This window comes from Algibacter sp. 2305UL17-15 (assembly GCF_040720935.1).
Classification (GTDB): Bacteria; Bacteroidota; Bacteroidia; order Flavobacteriales; family Flavobacteriaceae; genus Jejuia.
Map to the genome: position 1 here is coordinate 1 of NZ_JBFDAE010000009.1, position 19,900 is coordinate 19,900.

Sequence of the window (19,900 nt, forward strand, 5' to 3'; positions counted from 1 at the left end):
GTTTTGAAAGTTCTTCGTTGTGGTTATTTCTCCGCAAGATTGAAGTCCGATTAATATTAAAATAGATTGAAAAAATCTCGAAATTTGTTTTATCATAGTTTGTGTTCTTAAATTACTGCCAACGTGCCGCGTGTAATGATAGTTGCGTGATTAAGCTACTAATTTAGCAAACAAAATCGAGCCAGAGAAAATTCCGCAGGAATTTTCCAAAAAGTCACTAGCCGAGCAATTATTTTTACACGTTGTTGTGTGCAGGTTTTCCAAGAGCCCCCAATTTGGCAAATATCCGTTGACCATCGGGGCTGGCACAAGCTTATATTTTTTAACAATGCGGACAGGTACCATACCCTGTGCGCAAAGAGAATTGTTTAGAAGCCATAGCAGAAAAGCAACGGCCTTGGCTTCTGGTCTAAAAATGCTATGTATTGAGCTTGCAGGACAAGTACCGGCCAAAAAAATATCCGTACTGGTGAGCGTTCAAGAGACCATAGCTGTGCACTAAAAGCTGGCTATGCATTTTTAGCGCCATATCCCTAAAAAATATAAGTGACATTGGTGATGGGCACAGACCTTTTTTTCCACCTTTGCGGTATCCTCGGGTCAGGGTTTCCTTATCGTCTCAAACTTGCACACAACACCTGTATAACTACAATTCTAGACTATACAGTTGCTGTTATATCGTTTATGTCTGCAATGTAGTATTTTTCAATAAGCTATCCAAGGGGCTGGTAATGGTTTTGTTATTAATTTCGGTGGTTTTGGTATAAATTTCGGTGGTTTTTGGGGAGTTATGGCCCAGCATGTTTTGTAGGTGTCGCATGTTTATGTTGTTTTCAATACAATGTGCTGCAAATGAATGCCTGAGGGTGTGTACAGTTGCCCAATCTCCCATTTTGATAACCACTATCACGCTCAAACGTTTTAAACAGTGAGGTTACCGGTCATTGTTGGATGTTTGCACAGAGCTCAACCCGTCTTTTTGCGAACCGCCGAGTACGAGACCCGTACGCTCGGTGGTATGAGAGGCGCACTCTGTCAGTTTCTGGCAGAGCCTTCTACTCGATTGGCAACTGGCTTTCTATCTTTTCAATGAGAAATGTCCAGAAAAAGTTCGACCATTACCAAGGTTTGTTCTAAACCAATAATCATTTGACATCATTTGTTTGCCATTATAAAGTCCATTCCATCCTAACTCATTTGCTGATATTCTAGCTAATAATTTCCCGTATCTATCAAAAATTAATGTCGTTGAATTAGGGAAATGTGATATTCCTTTAATTTGCCAAAAATCATTATATCCATCGTTATTTGGCGTAAAGAATTTTGGATAATCAATTATAATTACTTCATCTGAATTTTCTCCACAACCATCTTTGTCTCTTACAATTACTGTATATATTCCTCCTTGAATATTTGAGAAATAATTACTGTTTTTGTAATTAATTCCATCAATGGAGTATTCAAAATCTCCATCACCAGATGCAGTAATTTCAATATAATTATTTCCTAATTCTCCATAGTTTACTTGTTGTATTTCTGGTAAGACAGAACGAATGAGGTTAAAATCAAAGGAATTTTCACAAGTAATACCATTTTCAATTTGAGTAACGGTTAAAGTATAACTGCCCTCTTCAGTTATTTCTGCACCATTTGTACCTGAAATTAGAGTTCCATCTTCAAAGAACCAATTATATGAATTGTGACCAGCACTTATATTTAATGAAATTGATGGGTCTAAATTACAAATGAAGTATTCATCTTCTAAGTTAATTTCAGGTAATTCATTTACAATTAAGTTAAATGATGTCTCAGAATAACATATTGGATTTGAGGCATCTTCAATTCTAATATTTATGGTTTGAGAAAAAGGTTCTGTGTTTTGGAAGATTGTGGGCAGAGGACTGGGAAGGGGGTTATTATTGGAATCGAAGTACTGTATGGTTAATCCAGTTTGATTTCCAATAAGTTGTTGTTCTATAATCGATGTATTAAATTCGGCATAACCATTCCCTTGGTCACATGCATACAAATTATTAGGTTGATTTATGTTGGGTTGTGTTACAGTTTGTAATTGCAAAGTCGTTTCAGCATAACAAGTTGTATTATTAGCAGTAACCCTTAGGGTTATTGATTCATTGAATGTATAGAAGTTCGTGTATGGGTTTGGCAAAGGATTTGGTAATTCATTACCTAACTGATCAAAATAGTTTACAGATATTCCAGTTTGCCCATTCAAAACTTGACTTTCAACATTTGAGGTATCAAAATGTTCTGAAATTCCATCATTATTATCGTCACAGCCATAAATTATTTGTAATTGATTTACTTCTGGTAAAGGATTTACTATTAAATCAAAAGTTCTTTCATTATAACAATTTGTATTTGGATTGGTTATTCTGGCCGTAATAGTTTCCTGATTAATGACAATATTTTGAACTGAATTAGGTAATGGATTAGGTAACTGTTGACCATTTTCGCGGAAAAATTCTATTATCATTCCAGGTTGATTGTCTGAAATAAGAATTTCAAGGTTACTAATATCAAACTCAGTTATGCCATCATAATTATCATCACAAGCATAAATATCATTAACTTCATTAATTGGTGGAAGAGGGCTAACTATTAGGTCAAAAGTAATTTCTGTGATACAAGCTAAATTATTGCTGTTTGAAACTCTAGCTGTAATAGTTTCTTGCCCGAGGATAGAATTAGACATTGGATTTGGTAATGGGCTTGGTAGTTCAATTCCATTAGAATCAAAGTATTTAATTGTCAAGTCTGACAGATTTCCAATTAAATCACTTTCTACTGTAGATGTGTCAAAAGTACTGGATATTTGGCTTCCAAAACTGTCTTCACAACTATATAAATTATCAATTTGATTAACTAAGGGAATGTCTGATACAATAATTTCAACCTCAATAGTATCGGTTTCACTTCCGCAGTTAACTGAAGCAGAAACATTGTAAGTCCCGGGACTAGTAAAAGTATGGCTGGGATTAACTAATGAAGATGTATTGTCTAGACCCGAAGTCGGATCATCAAAATCCCACAATACAGAATCAAAACTACTATTTAATTGGAACTGGGTTACTTCGTTATAACATGTGTTTAGAAATGTAATATTCCCTATTTCTGATGATATGTTATTTGATACAAATGTGGGTAATCCCAAAAAACTAGTTCTACCTTGAAGATAAATATGGTTATATAAAAAGTTACACGATAAACCAACATTATCTGGATAGTCTATAACATCAAGATATTCACCATTAACTTTAGTTAAATATATTTTTCCATCAGGCCCAAGTTGTAAGGAACCAAAAGATTCCCCAGAAGATGATATAAGAACTGCTTTTGAGTTCTCTATTTCAGCTTCTGTGCCTAGGCTAAGGTCAAATTGGCACACTCCTTCGTAATAAGCTACATATAACAAATCACTATTTTGGGAAAACTCTACTCCGTATGAGTTTATATTTTGCAGTAATGTTATAGGGTTTGAGATTAGTCCTGTTACAGAATCAAAATTAAATAATTGAACTTCCCATCCATTAGCTAATGCTAATTTAGTTCCATCAGGGGATATCTTAATTTGACCAGAAAGTCTAGCTAGTGGTCCATTGTTAACACCTACTGTACTTATTATAGGATTAGGAATAACTCCTGAAGAATTTAATTCATAAGCTATAAACTCATTAGTGTTATATTTTTGACTAACTATCCAATATGAATCAGAATTTAGTTTTTTAAATGCTGTTACTTTTTCGGGAACTCTATCGTATAATAATATATTTTTAGTGGTTACGCCTCCAAGACCGCTATCCAAATTCATATCGACTAGCGAATATCTTAATCCTTTGTTTTCAAATTCATCTTGATCATCAACTGTAAAAATGTAATAAACAAATTCATTTCCTGGCATAGGAACTATTATGGCGGAATGAGTACTTGAACTATCTCCAAATAGTCCTGTTCCATTTTGCATTATTTGATGATTCTTATTATAAACTGTAACTCCATCAGTATAAAAAATTATATTACCACAATTATTTGAAATTGATGCGCAGCCTTCTCGTGTATATAATTGTCCATCAGTAATTGCAATAGGTGAGCCAGTACTAAAATCTAATCCAGCTCCAAATCCAAAATACCAAACATTAGCTTCATTTTGAGAATACGTAATTTGAAGATTCATTACTATAGAGAAAAATAAAAAAATGATTTTTTTTTTAACCACAGGTATTCGATAATTTAGTTAAATTCTTTTCAGCTTGTTGCGGTTAGGCTATGAGTAGTTGCGTGGGTTAGCACTTAACTTTTGCAAGTACACATCAAGCTGAAAATCCGTAAGGGTTTTCAGAAGTAAGCTAGAACAAGCAATTACTTATAGCCATGTGCCTGTTGCACAACGTTTTGGTAAATATACCGAAATTTCTTATATTAACATATGCAAGGCAACAAGATATTTCAAGAAAAATTGTTCTACAATTTCCAGTTGAGCGCGCGAGTCCCGAGGGACAATTTTTACAGCAGGTTATCATCGGTTTTAGATCTGGAATTCCTCCGTAAAGAGGCAAAAGGTATTATGGTCCGTCAGGGCAAAACTGCATAGATCCCGTTATGTTCTTTAAGTTCTGCCTGGTGGGCTATCCGGAGAACATCATAAGCGACCTCAAGTTGATAGCCCATTGCAGCATGCGGTTGTACATCCTATTGTTTCTGGGCTATGACATCGATCAGGAACTACGGTGAGCAGGACGCGACACTATTAAAAAAAATCCCGACATTTAATTTGAAGTTCGAGTTTTTCTGGGTATGTTTAGGTGTATTTGTTTACGGTCAATTTTTAAGTATTCAATCTTTAAGCCAATTAATTCACTTATTCGTAATCAAGCGGTATATATTAATGCCAGTATGGTTTTATGCTTTAAGTTTTGGATAACGCTCAACAAAACGTATCACTTCATTTTGAGATAATACATTAGGTAGCAATTTTGATGCTTTTGGGCGCGTTAGTTTTAAGTCTTCAATATGTGTTTTTGGATAATACACAATAAATAATTTTAACTTACTTTTACATACTCTTTATTTTTTTAAGTTGATAGCAGCATCTTCCATAGATCAAGTTTTTGAAACCGCCCGTGTAGAGGAGGTTATCGGCGATTTTGTGCAGCTCAAAAAAGCGGGTAGTAACTTTAAGGGTTTAAGCCCTTTTAGTGATGAGCGTTCGCCAAGTTTTATGGTGTCGCCAGTTAAGCAAATCTGGAAAGATTTCTCTACTGGAAAAGGAGGGACTGCCGTATCTTTTTTAATGGAACATGAGCATTTTACCTATCCTGAAGCGATTAGATATTTAGCAAAAAAATACAATATTGAATTAGAGGAAACCGAGCAGAGCAATGAGCAAAAAGAAGCTGCCAACGAACGCGAAAGTATGTATTTGGTAAGCGAGTTTGCTAATAAATACTTTCAGAAAATATTACACAAAACCGACCAAGGGAAGTCCATTGGGTTAAGCTATTTTAAAGAGCGTGGTTTTACAGATGAAACGATAAAGAAATTCGACTTAGGCTATTCTTTAAATGAATGGCAAGCCTTTACCGATGAAGCTCTAAAACAAGGCTATCAATTGGGTTTTTTGAGTAAAACGGGATTAACCATCGTAAAGGAAGATAAACGTTTCGATCGTTTTAAAGGGCGTGTCATGTTCCCCATAAAAAGTATGAGCGGTCGGGTGTTGGGTTTTGGCGGACGAATTTTAATAGCAGATAAAAAAGCAGCCAAATACTTAAATTCCCCCGAAAGTGAGCTCTACCATAAAAGTAAAGTGCTTTACGGTATCTATAACGCGAAACAGAGCATTGCAAAAGAGGATAATTGTTATTTGGTTGAAGGCTATACCGATGTGATTCAGTTTCATCAAACTGGGATTAAAAATGTGGTGTCTTCCTCTGGAACAGCGTTGACTTCAGATCAAATTAGATTAATAAATCGTCTAACAAAAAACATTACTGTGCTTTTTGACGGCGATGCAGCAGGGATGAGAGCATCATTGCGTGGGATAGATTTAATTTTGGAACAGGGCATGAACGTCAAGGTCTGTACATTTCCAGAAGGCGAGGACCCAGATAGTTTTGCGAAACAAAACACGCTTGAAGAATTAACGGTTTATCTTGAAGAAAATGCCAAGGATTTTATTCAATTTAAGGCATCGGTTCTATATGAGGATTCTAAAAACGATCCTATAAAAAAAGCGGAGACCATTAGGGATATTGTAAACAGTATTTCTAAAATTCCAGATACGATAAAGAAGGAAATCTATATTCAGGAATGTGCGCGAATTATGGATATTAGTGAGCAGGTACTGTTCAGTACTTTAGCACAGATCAATAAAAAAGAAATTCAAGAAGAACATAAAAAGTTTAAGAACGAACAAAAAAGCTTTGAGGTTATAAAACATGAGCAGCCAGTTAAAAAGGTGGACGTTCAGTATATCTTAGAGCGCAAAATAATAGAAATACTGTTACTCTACGGAAATAAAATACAGGATTTTGAAGATTTAGTTTTAAAAGAAAGTGCTAGCGGAGAACTTATTTTAGAACCCGTAATACATAAAGCCAAAGTGTTTGAGAAAATATATTTGGATTTACAGGATGATGAAATGGAATTTTCAAATCCGCAATTTAAGGATCTGTATTATACAATTATTGACAAGCTGAACCAAAGCTCGGAATTTGAGTTGAAAAACTTCATAAATACAGTCGATGCCAATACAGCCAATGAAATAACCACCATCTTAATGGAAGATGAGCGGTATGCATTAGATGATTGGCATCGCATGAATATTTTTCCGAAAGAGAAAACTCAAAGCATAGCACAGCTAGTTAGCGAAACCATTTTAAGTCTTCGTTGTTTTTTAATTGAACAAAAAGTCATTGAGTTCAAACAAAAAACATTGGAACACAAATCTGAAATTAACAAATCTGTATTAGAAGAAGTAAAAGATTACTCTAGCTTAAAGATGCTATTATCAAGAAAACTTAGTCGGGTACTATAAGTCCAAAAACTTCGCTTGATTTACCAAGTCAACCATATTGTCAACTTTTAGTTTTTTCATCAAACGCGCTTTGTAAGTACTTACGGTTTTTTCGTTGATATCCAGTTCCTTAGAAACTTCTTTGTTTTTTCTTCCGATAGCCAAAAGTTTTAAAACTTCAGTTTCTCTAGTAGATAATTTCTTAAAGAATGTACCGTTTTTGTTAACTCTATTGCCAAAAGCCAATTCTTGAGTTAACGCATTGCTTAAATGGATACCTCCATCATGTACTTTTAAAACTGCTTCGTTAACAGTAATAATGTTTTCAAGTTTAGAAATGTAACCAGCGGCACCAGCTTTAATAGAATTAAAACCATAAACGTTTTCTGGTTGGGCACTAAACATTAGTGCTTTTACATCAGGAAAGTCTGATTTTAAATGTCTTAAAACGGTAAGTCCGTTTAATTTCGGTAAATCAATTTCAGAAAGAAGTACATCTACTTTTTCTTTTTTAAGGAATTCTAAAATGGCTTCGCCATTGTCAACATTACCAACAATTTTCACATCAGAAGAAGCTGAAAACAAATGTTCTAATCCTTTTCTAACGATTGGGTGAGGGTCTGCTATTAATAATTTAATCATAATTCTTAGGGTATTAATTTCTATTATTATATGATATTGTTAGTTTTGAGAGTACCATAACCCTAATAGAAAATTCTAATGTGTAAAAGTACTAAATTTTTAGTGATAATGCAATGCTTACATTAAATTGTTGGGAATCTCGCAAATAGGTATGGGTATCATCTTGTGTTTGTTGTTGTTATTGTAACGTTTGTAGATTTTAAATACTTCTTTTTCCCGCCCAGAAAAGTCATTTTCGGCGCTGCCGTTATCATCCATTTTCATGGCCCATTCCAGTTCTGGGTAAGAAGCTCCAATTTGGTCTTCATCACTTCTTGTGTCACCAAACAAACCATCGCTTGGAGCTGCCTTCATAATAGAATCAGGAACTTGTAAAAACTCACCTATTTTATAGACTTCAGATTTCATTAAATCTGCAATAGGACTTAAATCTACTCCGCCGTCACCATACTTAGTGTAAAAGCCAACACCAAAATCTTCCACCTTATTTCCTGTGCCAGCAACTAAAAGCCCATATAATCCAGCATAATAATATAATGTTGTCATTCTAAGTCGCGCTCTTGTGTTTGCCAAAGCCATATCAATAACGGCTTGTTCGCCATCCATAAATACTTCAGTCTTAAACTCTTCAAAAACCGGGGTTAAATCTGCACGCGTATCATCCACATTATCAAAACGGGTTTTTAATTGTGCTATATGCTCATGTGCACGAGACACATGACTTTCTGCTTGATGGATTGGCATTTCAACACACAATACCCCTAAGCCAGTTTTAGCACATAATGTAGAAGTAACCGCAGAATCGATACCACCAGAAACACCTACAACAAATCCGTTAACGCCTGCTTTTGCAGCATAATTTTTTAACCAATTTACAATATGATCTACAACTTTTTCTGTTTGCATATAAAGTGAATTTTAATCTTAGAATAGTACCTTTGCAAACAAAAATAAACCATACGCTCAATTTATAAAAATTTATAACGTTTAAGTTTCTATGAAAAATTTGATATTGTTTTTTTCGCTTATCATTATTATAATGTCCTGTAAAAAGGAAAGTGAACTAGAGGAAACAATTGATGCTATTAATACGGATATTTCGATAGAACGTTTTGACCAATTTTTTGGAAACGCCTCTATAAACGATTTGCCTAAATTAAAGCAAGCATATCCGTTTATGTTCCATAAGAAATTTCAAGATTCATTTTGGATTGAAAAAATAGAGGATACCTTACATCAGGAACTTGTTAGAGAAGTTCAAAAGAAATATCCTGATTTTGATGCAGAAGAACTGGAAATAGAATCTCTATTCAATCATTTAAAATATTATTTTCCTGAGTTTAATCCGCCAAGAGTTATCACTACAACCTCAATGGTAGATTATAGAAACAGCGTAATAATTACAGATACCATTGCGCTCATTGCGCTTGATACTTATTTGGGCGAAAATCATTATTTCTACCAAGGGATCCAGAAGTTTATTCGGAAAAACTTTAAAAAAGAACAGATTGTAGTTGATATGGCAACTAAATATGCCGAACGTTACATTTACCAACCACAACGAAAAACCTTGCTGGATGAAATGATTTATTTTGGTAAAGTTCTTTATTTTAAAGACGTCATGTTGCCCAATAAAACTGAAGCTGAGCGCATAGGGTATTCGGATGCTGAAATAGATTGGGCTCGTGCCAATGAAAATTATATTTGGCGGTATTTTGTAGAGCGCGAATTGTTGTATAGTAAGGATGCCAAATTACCTCGAAGATTTATAAACCCTGCGCCTTTTAGCAAGTTCTTTTTAGAGGAAATTGATACTAATTCTCCTGGAAGCATTGGTCAATATTTGGGATGGCAAATTGTGAAGGCTTATATGAATCATAATGAAGTAGCTTTAAAGGATATGCTGCGAATGAAACCTGAGGATATTTTTAATAATTCTAAGTTTAAACCCCATAAATAATGGCTAATAAAATAACATCGAAAATTGAATTGAATGTTGAATTGGATGAAAACAGAGTTCCAGAAAAGTTGACTTGGACTGCCGAGGATGGTGGCATCTCTAATGCCGAAGCTAAGGCGATGATGCTATCGGTTTGGGACGATAAAACCAAGGAAATGCTACGTATCGATTTATGGACCAAAGATATGCCCGTTGATGATATGAAAGTGTTTTTTCATCAAACGTTGGTAGCAATGGCAAATACGTTTAATCGCGCCACACAAGATGAAAAAATGACGGCAACCATGAAAGATTTTTGTGATTATTTTGCTGAGAAGTTGGAGCTGAAGAAGTAGTTAGTTTTTTATTTTAGAATCATGGATTTCCTTTTCCAAATGATCCAAATATAAAATACCATTCAAATGATCTATTTCATGTTGAAAAACGACTGATGTAAAACTGTCAACAGATTCAGATGTATGCTCACCTTCCATAGTATCATATTCTATTGTGATGGTGTAGGAGCGACTATTTAAGGTGTCGCTTCTGTCAGGAATAGACAAACAGCCTTCTTTTACAGTTTGCTTTTTTTCGGAATAATTTACAATCTTCGGATTTAAATACACTTCAAACGGAAAATTTTCCTTATCAAAACGTTGCACCCAAATAATATTTTTTGAAACCCCTACTTGTGGTGCTGCAATTCCAACACCTAAAGACATGCTGTCTCTTACGGTAGCAAATAATCGTTTTACGAAATTTTGCAATACAACGTCATCAGGGTCAGGTTTTACATACCTGCTTTTCAGCCTAAGTAAAAGGGAATCTTTTTTGTCTGTAATTTTATAAACGCGCATTGGCGTTATGCTATCGGCATTCATTATCAATTTGCTTTCTTCGGAAGAAAAAGAAGTATTCTTTATGTTTTTTGAACCCGAACAGGCCAAAATTAGAAGTGAAATTGAAATTATGAAAATTAGTTTTTTCATTTTGAGCAAGATAAATAGACGGTTTTCCAAAACAAAAAACAAACCCCTAAAATTGGCATTAACACCAAAAATAGGGGTTTTCTTTTTTCCTGATTATGAAAACACATAGAATTTACGGTTTACAACATCAGTTTATGTTTTTATCCACTACCGAGACATTAGAAGTTTGCAGAACTTGTTTTTTTAACTTCAGGTCTTGGTAAATTAGTTTTTATTTATTTCTTCTCAACCAAACCACGTGTTAACCAACCGCGTCTATTAGCCGTAGCTATGGCATAAGGTGTAATCCAGAACAGCCCAAAAGTATATAAGATACTATAGGAGTATGCCCAAAAACCTTCGAATGATTTGTATTTATTTGTAAAAAACAATACCGAAAAGGATGAAAATATTAAAATACTAACAAGTGTAGAACCTAAGAACAACAGCGGGTGTACCAAAACGAAAAACAGCATAAAGAACACCATTGGATAACTCATCAATATTTTTAAAAACTGACTGATAAATAACGAACGAATTCCAAATTTTGAACCTGCTCTAAAATCTGTAAACACATATTTTGCCATTTCAAGGTTTTCACGAACATTGCTACGACCCCATCTGATAAACATTTTGTATAAGCCTGGATATTCTTCAGGAACATTTGTAAATGCCACCGCATTTTTTTGGAACAATACGTGTTTCCCCTGTTTTAAGATCATGTTGGTCATGGCGCGGTCTTCTCCAATATCAGAGGGTTGTCCCATAAAGGTTTGATTGATCCATTCTGGTAAACAGTTGTGAACAGCAGTACTGCGATATGCAGCCAAAGCTCCAGGAGTGCACAATACAGAATTTAAATTACTTTCCGCGGAGCGTACAAATTCAAAACTCAACACAAAACTCACATCCAGCATTTTAGGAAGCATGGCTTTTTTATTGTTTAAAACACGAATGTTTCCAGCAACAGCCCCACAATCTTCATTATTCACAAACGGACTTACTAAATGTCTAATGGTATCTGTATTTACAATAGAATCACTATCAACAGTAACAAAAATATCGCCTGTGCCAACGTTGAAACCACGGTATAAAGCATGACGTTTTCCTTTGTTTTTTGGCTGTTTAAAAATTTCTAAACGATCGCCTAACTTGTCTTTTGCGTCCAGAATCCAATCCCAAGTATCATCTAAACTGCCATCATCAATTGCTAGTAATTGTAGTTTATCCTTTGGGTAATCACTTTTTTCTAAACTCATTAAAGTGTCCCAAACTTGCTTGCCTTCATTGTAAGCCGGTACAATAACGGTACAGGTTGGTAGCTCGTCATCGGTAACGGATGCAATGGGCTTATATTTAAAATAGTTGTAAAGTATATAAAGAAACATGATAGCTTTATAAGCTAATAAAATTAAGCCAACGACACCAAATATAGCACCAAAAGTCGATCCCATGCGTTTTACGTTCATTAGCTCAAAATCATTATGAAAAACAGAGAAAGAATACAGACCGACAAGTATCAGTAAAAAAGTACTGAATAAAACCAATTTGTTTTGAGGGCTTTCGGTCTTTCCGTTACTATGAAGAAAAGCATTAATATAATAGGATAATTTTCTAGTCTTCTTTTTTGTAATCAATTTAATTTTACGAGGGAATATTTCTTTGATGGACATAATTTTTTTAGTTTTTACTTACATTTTGATTTACGTTGAGAACTTCAGTTTAGATGTTTTTTTAATAATTATTTAAGAAAGAAATTTATAGTGCTTTTAGAGCCTGCTTAAAATAATTTATTAAAACGCTTAATTAGAAGTGGTGCTTCTCGCTATAAGGTTATTGGTTTTTAGATTTACAAATCTGTAAGCCACTTAAACTATATCCAAAACGGATGGCATTTTTTTTCAATATAAGATGAAGTATTATTGCTTTTTTCTTGTAGATACTGCTAGAGCTTTGTGTAAAGCAAGAAATGTAAAAATGTATTATTAGGAATTTGTGAAAAACACAAATAATATATTTTTATTTCGATTTTTTTGACACTTTTAACTTAAATATTGCAAGTAATTTTATACTTATAAACTATCAAGCTTTTTATTATGAAAAAAATAATAATTATACTGATCTCAATTTTCATATGCAGTTCTTGTGGCGAATGGGAGTGGGATGAATCACCAAGATATTATCAATTTACTCAATCTAATTATGAATATATACCAACCATTTATAGCGATATTGGGAAAACTTTCAAGTTTAAAAATCAATTAAATGAAGAAGTCATAATCGAAGTGCTAAGATACAAGCTAACCAAAGAAAAAGCTGGTGGATATTTTACGTCTTCCCCACTTCATTACTATCAAAATTTAGAAATAGAACTAAAGGTTCAAGATGAAGGTGGAAAAACTCCAAATTGTGACTTGAAGCGAATTAATTTCTCTAATGCTAATGGAAGTTATTTTGTCTGCCATTTATTATCGTCTCGTAGTCCTGACCCATGTTCAAATGGATCGATACCACCTCAAAAATTTGAGTTCCCATTGGAGTTAGAAGTAATGAATATAAATGGTGTTAATTATAATAAGGTTATTTCAGTTTTTGAGAATAATGAGGCTTATTTTTCTACAAAATATACTTTTAATAAAGTGTATTTTGATTTTAAACAAGGATTCATAGGGTTTGATGATACCGAGAACAATGTTCAATTTAGAATCGTGAAGGACTGAAAAAAACCTTCAAAATTTAATTAATAAACCTAACTAATTTGTGAATTATGAAATCATTTAAGCTAGTTTCTGTACTTTTCAGTATATTGATTTGTTTTCACAGCTGTAGAGTATATCATCATAAATCTGTAACTCTAGAAGAAGCTGTAAAAACAGAAAATCGAGTGAAAATTAAAACAATAGGCAATAAAACTATAAAATTTAAAAAGATTGTCTTTGAAAATAATCTTTATTACGGAATAAGGTCTAATAAATATGGCAAACTACTCTTAAATGAAGACGAATTAAATAAAATAAGATTGTATAACCCAAATTTAAGTATGGTTTATACTATTATATTTGTGCCAACTTTAATAATAACTTTAACTGTAGGTCTTTTTGTAATTACATATTCCGGTCCAGAATTAGGAAATGGGATACAATTTCCAAATTAAAATAAGAAAGCTCATTAAAGAGTTTTGATGGGCTTTCTAATAACTCAGGGTTCCATTAAAATCCACTTTATTCCATTTATTCAAAATCAAGAAGTTCAGAGGCTTCAATTAAGTGGCTTAGCGCATCTATTTTAGAATAGAGTTTATTAAAAAAGGTATTGCGTTCCTTTTCGCCAGCGGTGTTCAGTAATTTGGAGTTTTGTAATTGTTTGTTTAAAAATAATTCAGCTTCTTTACAGGTTTGTTTGTCGCTCGTGATGTAATATGAGAGTAACGTAAAAGGCACATAGAGTAATTGTGAATTGGGAATGCTTACCAACACATTATTGTTCATTAAATGCAATTCATTGTAATACATATTGAATTTAGAAGAGTTAGGTGTTGTTTTTAATGAAATATTAGCGATTAAATCTTTTAATAGCTCGCAAAGTAATAGGGTGGTTTCTGTTGTTACTTGCCCTGCTTTGTAGTAAAAGTGAATTTGTTTAAGCGTGCTGTTAATTGTTGTTATATCCCAAATTTCTGAAATATTCGAATCCTTATATAAGTTACCAAGTTGCTTCCCGGATTCCAATAAAGATACATTTGGAGAAAATGTTTCAAAACTTGTGGTTGCGAATTTTGGGTTTAATAGTTTTAGCCACACGTAATACTTAAACTGGCTTAACCTATCGCCATTAAGGTTGTAAAAAATAGGGATATCTTTTGCGGAATATAAAATCCGACTTTCATGATGTTTGATTACAGGAGCAAGTGATGCGTAGGAGTCTCCAAAATAAGCGTTCAATTCAATTTCATTTTCAATGTGTTTCGTTTTTTCAACACTCAAAAATTGATTTTTTGTGGTGCCAAAAAGTCTGTCCAAGGATAAATTATAATATTTCGCTAAAGTGACACATTCATCTAAAGAGAATTTACTTTTCATACTAACGCGCCTGTGCGCAGCATCATAGCTTATTTCTAAAGCGGTTGCAACAGCTTCTATTACAGAAGTGTTTTTTGGTAACTCTTCTTTTAAATAATTTAGAAATGTGACTTGAAACATATTCAAAATTACTTACTATTTGTGATAATCACAAAAAATAATGTAGTAATTCGTGATTTTACAATTTTAAAACGTGATAATAGCAATAATTTTGAGTTGAATTTAAAAACTAAATTTATGAGAAATTATGTTTTAATTACAATTGTAGTTCTATTTTCTTTTCAAACTTATGCGCAAAGCGAAATAGATAAGAAAAGGAAGTTGCGTTTTCCAGTTTGGATTACACATAGTATAAATACTGATGTTGTTGGTTTGTCTCTTGGAGCATTTCCTACAGATTTTAATAATAAGAATAAGCTAACAAGAACTTTTGGTGTTAGGTTAGAAGCATTTCCATTGTCTTTTGTTTATTTTTTAGCTCCAAAAACTCCAATTTCTGGAAATGAAGATGCTTTTAAGTCAACGATGATAGGATTGGTTACTCAACAAATTTATGGTTTAAATCTTTCAACAGGCACATTTGAAAGTATTGATGCTTATGGTATTTCTGTTACTGGATTCATGCATTATAGCAGAAAAAATAATGGAATTTCTATAGCAGGATTGACGAACTCAATTGAAAGAGCAAATGGTATCGTAATTGGCTTTGGTGGAAACGAAGTTTACCAAGGGAATGGCGTAATGCTTGCAACCGTTTGGGGGAATGGTTCCAAGCGTTTTAATGGTCTTCAAATTAGTGCAGAAAATTACATATTAGAAACGGGAAGTGGCATCCAAATAGGGATTTTTAATTCAGCCAAAAACTTTCGAGGGATTCAACTGGGACTTTGGAATAAAAATGACAAACGATCATTTCCTTTAATTAACTGGCAGTTTAAATCATAAAAAAACCTGTCAGGTTTTAAAACCTGACAGGTTTGACATAATATCAAAAATTAAAAAAGAACTTAATCTTCCTTTTTATTTTCTCTAGGTCTGCGATCATCACGACGGTTGTCACGCCCGCGATTATCTCTACCTCTGTTATCGCGTCCACCACGACTATCTCTAGAATTGTCTCTTGGTGGTCTTGCAACATAACCTTCTGGTTTTGGTAAAATTGCTTTACGGGATACTTTTTCTTTGCGTGTTCTTGGATCTTGTCCAAAATACTTCACATCAAAAACATCACCCATATTTACAACGTCTGAAACATTTTCTGTACGTTCCCAAGCCAATTCACTTACGTGTAATAAAACCTCGTTTCCTGGTGCATCAGTATATTCAACAACAGCACCAAAATCTAACATTTTGATTACTTTTACTTCATATACTTTACCTACTTCAGGCTTAAATAAAATAGCATCAATTTTTGCCAGTACAGCATCAATTCCTTTTTTACCAACACCTAAAATTTCAACAATACCTTCCTCAGTAACTGGATCTTCATTAATAACGATAGTCGTATCCGTTTCCTTTTGCATTTCCTGAATTACTTTTCCACCAGGGCCAATTAAAGCACCGATAAATTCATTAGGAATACGTCTTGTTACCATTGTTGGCGCATGCTCTTTAACTTCTGCGTTTGGTTTAGCAATGGTGTCTGTCAACTTTCCTAAGATATGTAAACGACCATCACGTGCTTGTTTTAGCGCATTCACTAAAATCTCGTATGACAATCCTTTTACTTTAATATCCATTTGGCAGGCCGTAATACCATCAGCAGTACCGGTCACTTTAAAATCCATATCTCCTAAATGATCTTCATCACCTAAAATATCAGATAATACAGCATATTTTCCAGATGCTGCATCAGAAATTAATCCCATGGCAATACCAGAAACTGGTTTTGTCATTTGTACGCCAGCATCCATTAATGCCATAGTTCCTGCACAAACAGTAGCCATGGAAGACGAACCGTTAGATTCTAAAACTTCAGATACCACACGAACTGTATAAGGACTTTCATCTGGCACCATACCTTTTAATGCACGTTGCGCTAAGTTACCATGTCCTACCTCTCTACGGGATGTTCCGCGAATTGGCCTAGCTTCACCTGTACAAAAAGGAGGGAAGTTATAATGTAAATAGAAACGTTCTTCACCTTCGTAAGATGGCATATCCAATTGGTTTGCATCTCTAGACGTACCTAAAGTTACAGTAGCTAAAGCTTGAGTTTCTCCACGTGTAAAAACCGCAGAACCATGCGTAGAAGGTAAATAATCTACCTCACACCAAATTGGTCTAATTTCGTCAGTCTTTCTTCCGTCTAAACGTAAACCTTCATTTAACGTTAAATCACGAATCGCAGCTTTTTCTGCTTTAGAGTAATATTTTGAAAGTAAATCTCCAAAATCTTCTTGTTCTTCTTCAGAAAAAGTAGCTATAATTTCTTCTTTTATTTCAGAAAAAGCAGCACTTCTTTCATGTTTAGAAGATCCAGCTTTAGCAATAGCATACACTTTATCATAAGCCATGTCATGAATTTTTTGCGCTAAATCTTCTTCTTCTCTTTCACCTTCATATTCACGAACATCTTTCTTTCCAAATGCTTCTGCTAATTTTACCTGAGCCGCACATTGTACTTTAATCGCTTCGTGAGCAAACTTAATTGCGTCTGCCATTTCTTCTTCAGAAATCTCATCCATTTCACCTTCTACCATCATTACTGAATCGGCAGAAGCACCAATCATCATGTCTAAATCAGATTCTTCTAATTGAGCACGTGTTGGATTGATTATAAATTCGCCATTAACACGGCCAACTCTAGCTTCAGAGATTGGGCACTCAAATGGAAAATCAGATAATTGAATAGCCGCCGAAGCTGCTAAACCTGCCATAGCATCTGGCATAACATCATCATCATGAGACATTAATTGTATCATCACCTGAGTTTCAGAATGATAATCTTTTGGGAACAATGGGCGTAAAACACGGTCAACAAGACGCATTGTTAATACTTCGCCGTCACTTGGTCTTGCTTCTCTTTTAAAGAAACCTCCAGGATAACGACCTGCAGCTGCAAATTTTTCTCTGTAATCTACCGTTAACGGTAAAAAGTCAACATCTGCTTGTCTGTAATTGGAAACTACTGTACACAAAAGCATACATTTTCCAGATTGAACAACAACAGAACCATGTGCCTGTTTTGCTAATTTTCCGGTTTCAATAGAAATTTCTCTACCGTCTCCTAGGTCAATGACCTCTTTAAAAACTTTTGGAATCATAAATTTTTTCTTGTAATTCAAGCATAATCATGCTCAAATTGTGTTAAACAATGGTCTCCGCCTTACTGGACGGACAGGGTTGTGTTGTTGTGTACTGAAATAAATTCAGCATAGATGTAGTTGTTGTGTGTTTGACCAATGAAAAACTGATAATCCTGAACCGATTGCTATCGGAATGTTTCAGGATATGCTTATTCATATTACGAATTTTAAACTCTTACGTTTGAGTTATATAAAAACAAAAAACCACGCCTATAAGCGTGGTCTTTTCTTATTTTCTTAATCCTAATTCTTTAACTATCGCACGATATCTTAAGATATCTTTCTTAGTTAAGTAATCTAGTAAAGCACGACGCTTTCCTACTAACATAACTAAAGAGCGTTCTGTGTTATAATCTTTACGATTGTTTTTTAAATGCTCAGTTAAGTGCTCAATTCTTTGCGTAAATAACGCAATTTGTCCTTCTGCAGAACCAGTATCGTTTTTCCCTTTACCGTGTTTTGCGAACAATTTTTCTTTTTCTTCTTTTGATAAATACATGCTAATATTATTGTAAATGATTGTTATGTACACGAAAGCCTTTCTTTCGAGCGGCAAATATAATACTTTTTTGGTGTTATACATTTTTTTACGTAACTTTTACTGTGATTTTGACAATAGCAAATGAATATCGAAAAGATTGATGTTAAATTTGAATTGTATTTTCTTTTAATTGAAATAGAAACGGATTTAACCCATCATTTTGAAGTATATTTGGTACAAGTTGCTCTCCCTAAGAGAATTTTGAATTTTAACATATCTTTATAGCCTTATCTATATGAAATCACTCTTTTCTCAAAATAGTTTTCCTGATTCCTACGACTCCTTAGAAAAAATCTTTAACAACACTTATAACGGTATCGTCATTTTGACATTAGATGGAGACTGGATTAAAGTAAACAATAGTATTTGTGAATTGTTAGGCTATACTAAGCATGAGCTTTACAACATGAAAATTGAAAACATTGTGTTTAGAGACGATTTAGGGGTTCATGCCACCAAGTATGAACGCTTAATGCAAGGTAATATTGATAGATATCGTGTGATGCAACGCTATTTTCATAAAGACGGTTCTATTATATGGGTACTGATTTCTGTTTCATTGTTAACCGGTTTAGATGGTAAGCCAAGCCAGATGATTTGGCAATTCTCTGATATTACAAGCAGAAAACTAAATCAGGATAAGCTTAAATTAATGCTTCGAGTTGTAAGGGAGCAAAATGAAAGATTAACATCATTTGCAGATATTATAACACATAATTTACGCTCGCATTCTGGAAATCTATCAACTATTAAAGGCTTTTTAGAAGATGAATTTCCTTGGATGAAAGAGAATGATAACTTTGCTTTGTTAGCAAAAGCTATCGATACGTTGGAAGAAACAGTATCGCACCTCACTGAAGTTGCTAAAATTAAACCTGTTGAGGCTACCAAATTAGAGGCATTAAACTTATACGAATACGTTGAAAAAGCCATTTATAATGTAGCGGCAATTGCAAGAAACACAAATACCACCATTATAAACGATATAAACGAAGACTTATTTATAAAAGGAATTCCTGCATATCTGGATAGTATTATTCTCAATTTTTTAACGAACGCCATAAAATATAGGTCGGAGGATAGAGAACCTCAAATAGAACTAACATCTTCTCAAGAAAATGGTTATATCGTTTTTAAAATAGCGGATAACGGTATGGGAATAGATTTGGAAAAATATGGGGACAAGTTATTTCAACTCTATAAAACCTTTCATGTTAATAGAGACTCCATCGGTCTTGGTCTTTTTATTACCAAAAACCATATAGAATCTATGGGCGGGAAAGTTGAGGTAGTTAGTGAGGTTAATGTAGGTTCTGAGTTTTCTGTATATTTTAAAAGTGCAAAAAAAGACCCAACTGAATCTGAGGATAGTGGGTCTTAATCTATT

18 protein-coding genes are annotated in these 19,900 nt (G+C 33.9%); 8 read left to right on the forward strand and 10 right to left on the reverse strand.

All coding sequences use genetic code 11. From position 1 onward, the window contains the following. Positions 1 to 682: 682 nt before the first annotated feature. Both ABXQ82_RS10860 and ABXQ82_RS10865 read right to left on the reverse strand, forming a co-directional pair. Positions 683 to 910 (reverse strand): tyrosine-type recombinase/integrase, encoded by a 228-nt coding sequence (locus tag ABXQ82_RS10860; RefSeq protein ID WP_367059103.1) that lies wholly within the window; start codon positions 908 to 910, stop codon positions 683 to 685. A gap of 168 nt (positions 911 to 1,078) precedes the next feature. Then, positions 1,079 to 4,195: a T9SS type B sorting domain-containing protein gene (locus tag ABXQ82_RS10865; protein WP_367059106.1), complete on the reverse strand. Its 3,117-nt coding sequence runs from the start codon at positions 4,193 to 4,195 to the stop codon at positions 1,079 to 1,081. Between the two features lie 425 nt (positions 4,196 to 4,620). On the opposite strand from ABXQ82_RS10865, the gene ABXQ82_RS10870 reads away from it, so the two are divergent. After that, positions 4,621 to 4,752 carry a transposase gene (locus ABXQ82_RS10870; RefSeq protein WP_367059109.1) on the forward strand — a complete coding sequence of 44 codons (132 nt, stop codon included), beginning with the start codon at positions 4,621 to 4,623 and terminating at the stop codon, positions 4,750 to 4,752. A gap of 168 nt (positions 4,753 to 4,920) precedes the next feature. On the opposite strand, the gene ABXQ82_RS10875 is transcribed toward ABXQ82_RS10870, so the two are convergent. After that, the gene (locus ABXQ82_RS10875) at positions 4,921 to 5,052 is read right to left on the reverse strand and encodes a hypothetical protein (RefSeq protein ID WP_367059112.1); all 132 of its coding nucleotides are present in this window, start codon (positions 5,050 to 5,052) and stop codon (positions 4,921 to 4,923) included. Positions 5,053 to 5,098: 46 nt separating this feature from the next. Between ABXQ82_RS10875 and dnaG the strand changes: the two genes are divergently transcribed. After that, positions 5,099 to 7,057 (forward strand): DNA primase, encoded by a 1,959-nt coding sequence (gene dnaG / locus ABXQ82_RS10880; protein ID WP_367059115.1) that lies wholly within the window; start codon positions 5,099 to 5,101, stop codon positions 7,055 to 7,057. On the opposite strand, the gene ABXQ82_RS10885 is transcribed toward dnaG, so the two are convergent. Beyond that, positions 7,052 to 7,678, reverse strand: a complete 627-nt coding sequence (locus tag ABXQ82_RS10885) for a response regulator transcription factor (RefSeq protein WP_367059118.1) — start codon at positions 7,676 to 7,678, stop codon at positions 7,052 to 7,054. The two genes, dnaG and ABXQ82_RS10885, sit on opposite strands and share 6 nt — an antisense overlap. A gap of 117 nt (positions 7,679 to 7,795) precedes the next feature. Further along, positions 7,796 to 8,584, reverse strand: a complete 789-nt coding sequence (nadE, locus tag ABXQ82_RS10890) for an NAD(+) synthase (RefSeq protein WP_367059121.1) — start codon at positions 8,582 to 8,584, stop codon at positions 7,796 to 7,798. A 91-nt stretch (positions 8,585 to 8,675) separates the two neighbouring features. Between nadE and gldB the strand changes: the two genes are divergently transcribed. Continuing rightward, positions 8,676 to 9,638: a gliding motility lipoprotein GldB gene (gldB, locus tag ABXQ82_RS10895; RefSeq protein WP_367059124.1), complete on the forward strand. Its 963-nt coding sequence runs from the start codon at positions 8,676 to 8,678 to the stop codon at positions 9,636 to 9,638. Next, complete coding sequence (gldC, locus tag ABXQ82_RS10900; RefSeq protein WP_367059127.1) at positions 9,638 to 9,973, forward strand: gliding motility protein GldC; 336 nt, start codon at positions 9,638 to 9,640, stop codon at positions 9,971 to 9,973. The genes gldB and gldC overlap by 1 nt, the downstream gene beginning before the upstream one ends. Here gldC and def read toward each other — a convergent pair whose 3' ends face one another. After that, positions 9,974 to 10,606 carry a peptide deformylase gene (gene def, locus ABXQ82_RS10905; protein ID WP_367059130.1) on the reverse strand — a complete coding sequence of 211 codons (633 nt, stop codon included), beginning with the start codon at positions 10,604 to 10,606 and terminating at the stop codon, positions 9,974 to 9,976. Between the two features lie 215 nt (positions 10,607 to 10,821). After that, positions 10,822 to 12,258 (reverse strand): glycosyltransferase family 2 protein, encoded by a 1,437-nt coding sequence (locus ABXQ82_RS10910; RefSeq protein ID WP_367059133.1) that lies wholly within the window; start codon positions 12,256 to 12,258, stop codon positions 10,822 to 10,824. A gap of 423 nt (positions 12,259 to 12,681) precedes the next feature. Between ABXQ82_RS10910 and ABXQ82_RS10915 the strand changes: the two genes are divergently transcribed. Together ABXQ82_RS10915 and ABXQ82_RS10920 are read left to right on the forward strand one after the other, a co-directional pair. Continuing rightward, positions 12,682 to 13,305 carry a hypothetical protein gene (locus ABXQ82_RS10915; RefSeq protein WP_367059136.1) on the forward strand — a complete coding sequence of 208 codons (624 nt, stop codon included), beginning with the start codon at positions 12,682 to 12,684 and terminating at the stop codon, positions 13,303 to 13,305. A gap of 47 nt (positions 13,306 to 13,352) precedes the next feature. After that, entirely contained in the window at positions 13,353 to 13,739 is a 387-nt protein-coding gene (locus tag ABXQ82_RS10920; protein WP_367059139.1) for a hypothetical protein, read from the forward strand. Positions 13,740 to 13,815: 76 nt separating this feature from the next. Here the strand turns inward: ABXQ82_RS10920 and ABXQ82_RS10925 are convergent, their stop codons facing one another. Then, positions 13,816 to 14,784, reverse strand: coding sequence for a hypothetical protein (locus ABXQ82_RS10925; RefSeq protein WP_367059142.1), 969 nt, complete (start codon positions 14,782 to 14,784; stop codon positions 13,816 to 13,818). A 117-nt stretch (positions 14,785 to 14,901) separates the two neighbouring features. On the opposite strand from ABXQ82_RS10925, the gene ABXQ82_RS10930 reads away from it, so the two are divergent. Then, positions 14,902 to 15,609 carry a hypothetical protein gene (locus ABXQ82_RS10930; RefSeq protein ID WP_367059145.1) on the forward strand — a complete coding sequence of 236 codons (708 nt, stop codon included), beginning with the start codon at positions 14,902 to 14,904 and terminating at the stop codon, positions 15,607 to 15,609. Between the two features lie 62 nt (positions 15,610 to 15,671). Here the strand turns inward: ABXQ82_RS10930 and ABXQ82_RS10935 are convergent, their stop codons facing one another. Continuing rightward, the gene (locus ABXQ82_RS10935) at positions 15,672 to 17,930 is read right to left on the reverse strand and encodes a polyribonucleotide nucleotidyltransferase (RefSeq protein ID WP_367059148.1); all 2,259 of its coding nucleotides are present in this window, start codon (positions 17,928 to 17,930) and stop codon (positions 15,672 to 15,674) included. Positions 17,931 to 18,201: 271 nt separating this feature from the next. Then, entirely contained in the window at positions 18,202 to 18,471 is a 270-nt protein-coding gene (gene rpsO / locus ABXQ82_RS10940) for a 30S ribosomal protein S15 (protein WP_367059151.1), read from the reverse strand. A 277-nt stretch (positions 18,472 to 18,748) separates the two neighbouring features. On the opposite strand from rpsO, the gene ABXQ82_RS10945 reads away from it, so the two are divergent. Continuing rightward, the gene (locus ABXQ82_RS10945) at positions 18,749 to 19,894 is read left to right on the forward strand and encodes a PAS domain S-box protein (protein ID WP_367059154.1); all 1,146 of its coding nucleotides are present in this window, start codon (positions 18,749 to 18,751) and stop codon (positions 19,892 to 19,894) included. Positions 19,895 to 19,900: the final 6 nt, after the last annotated feature.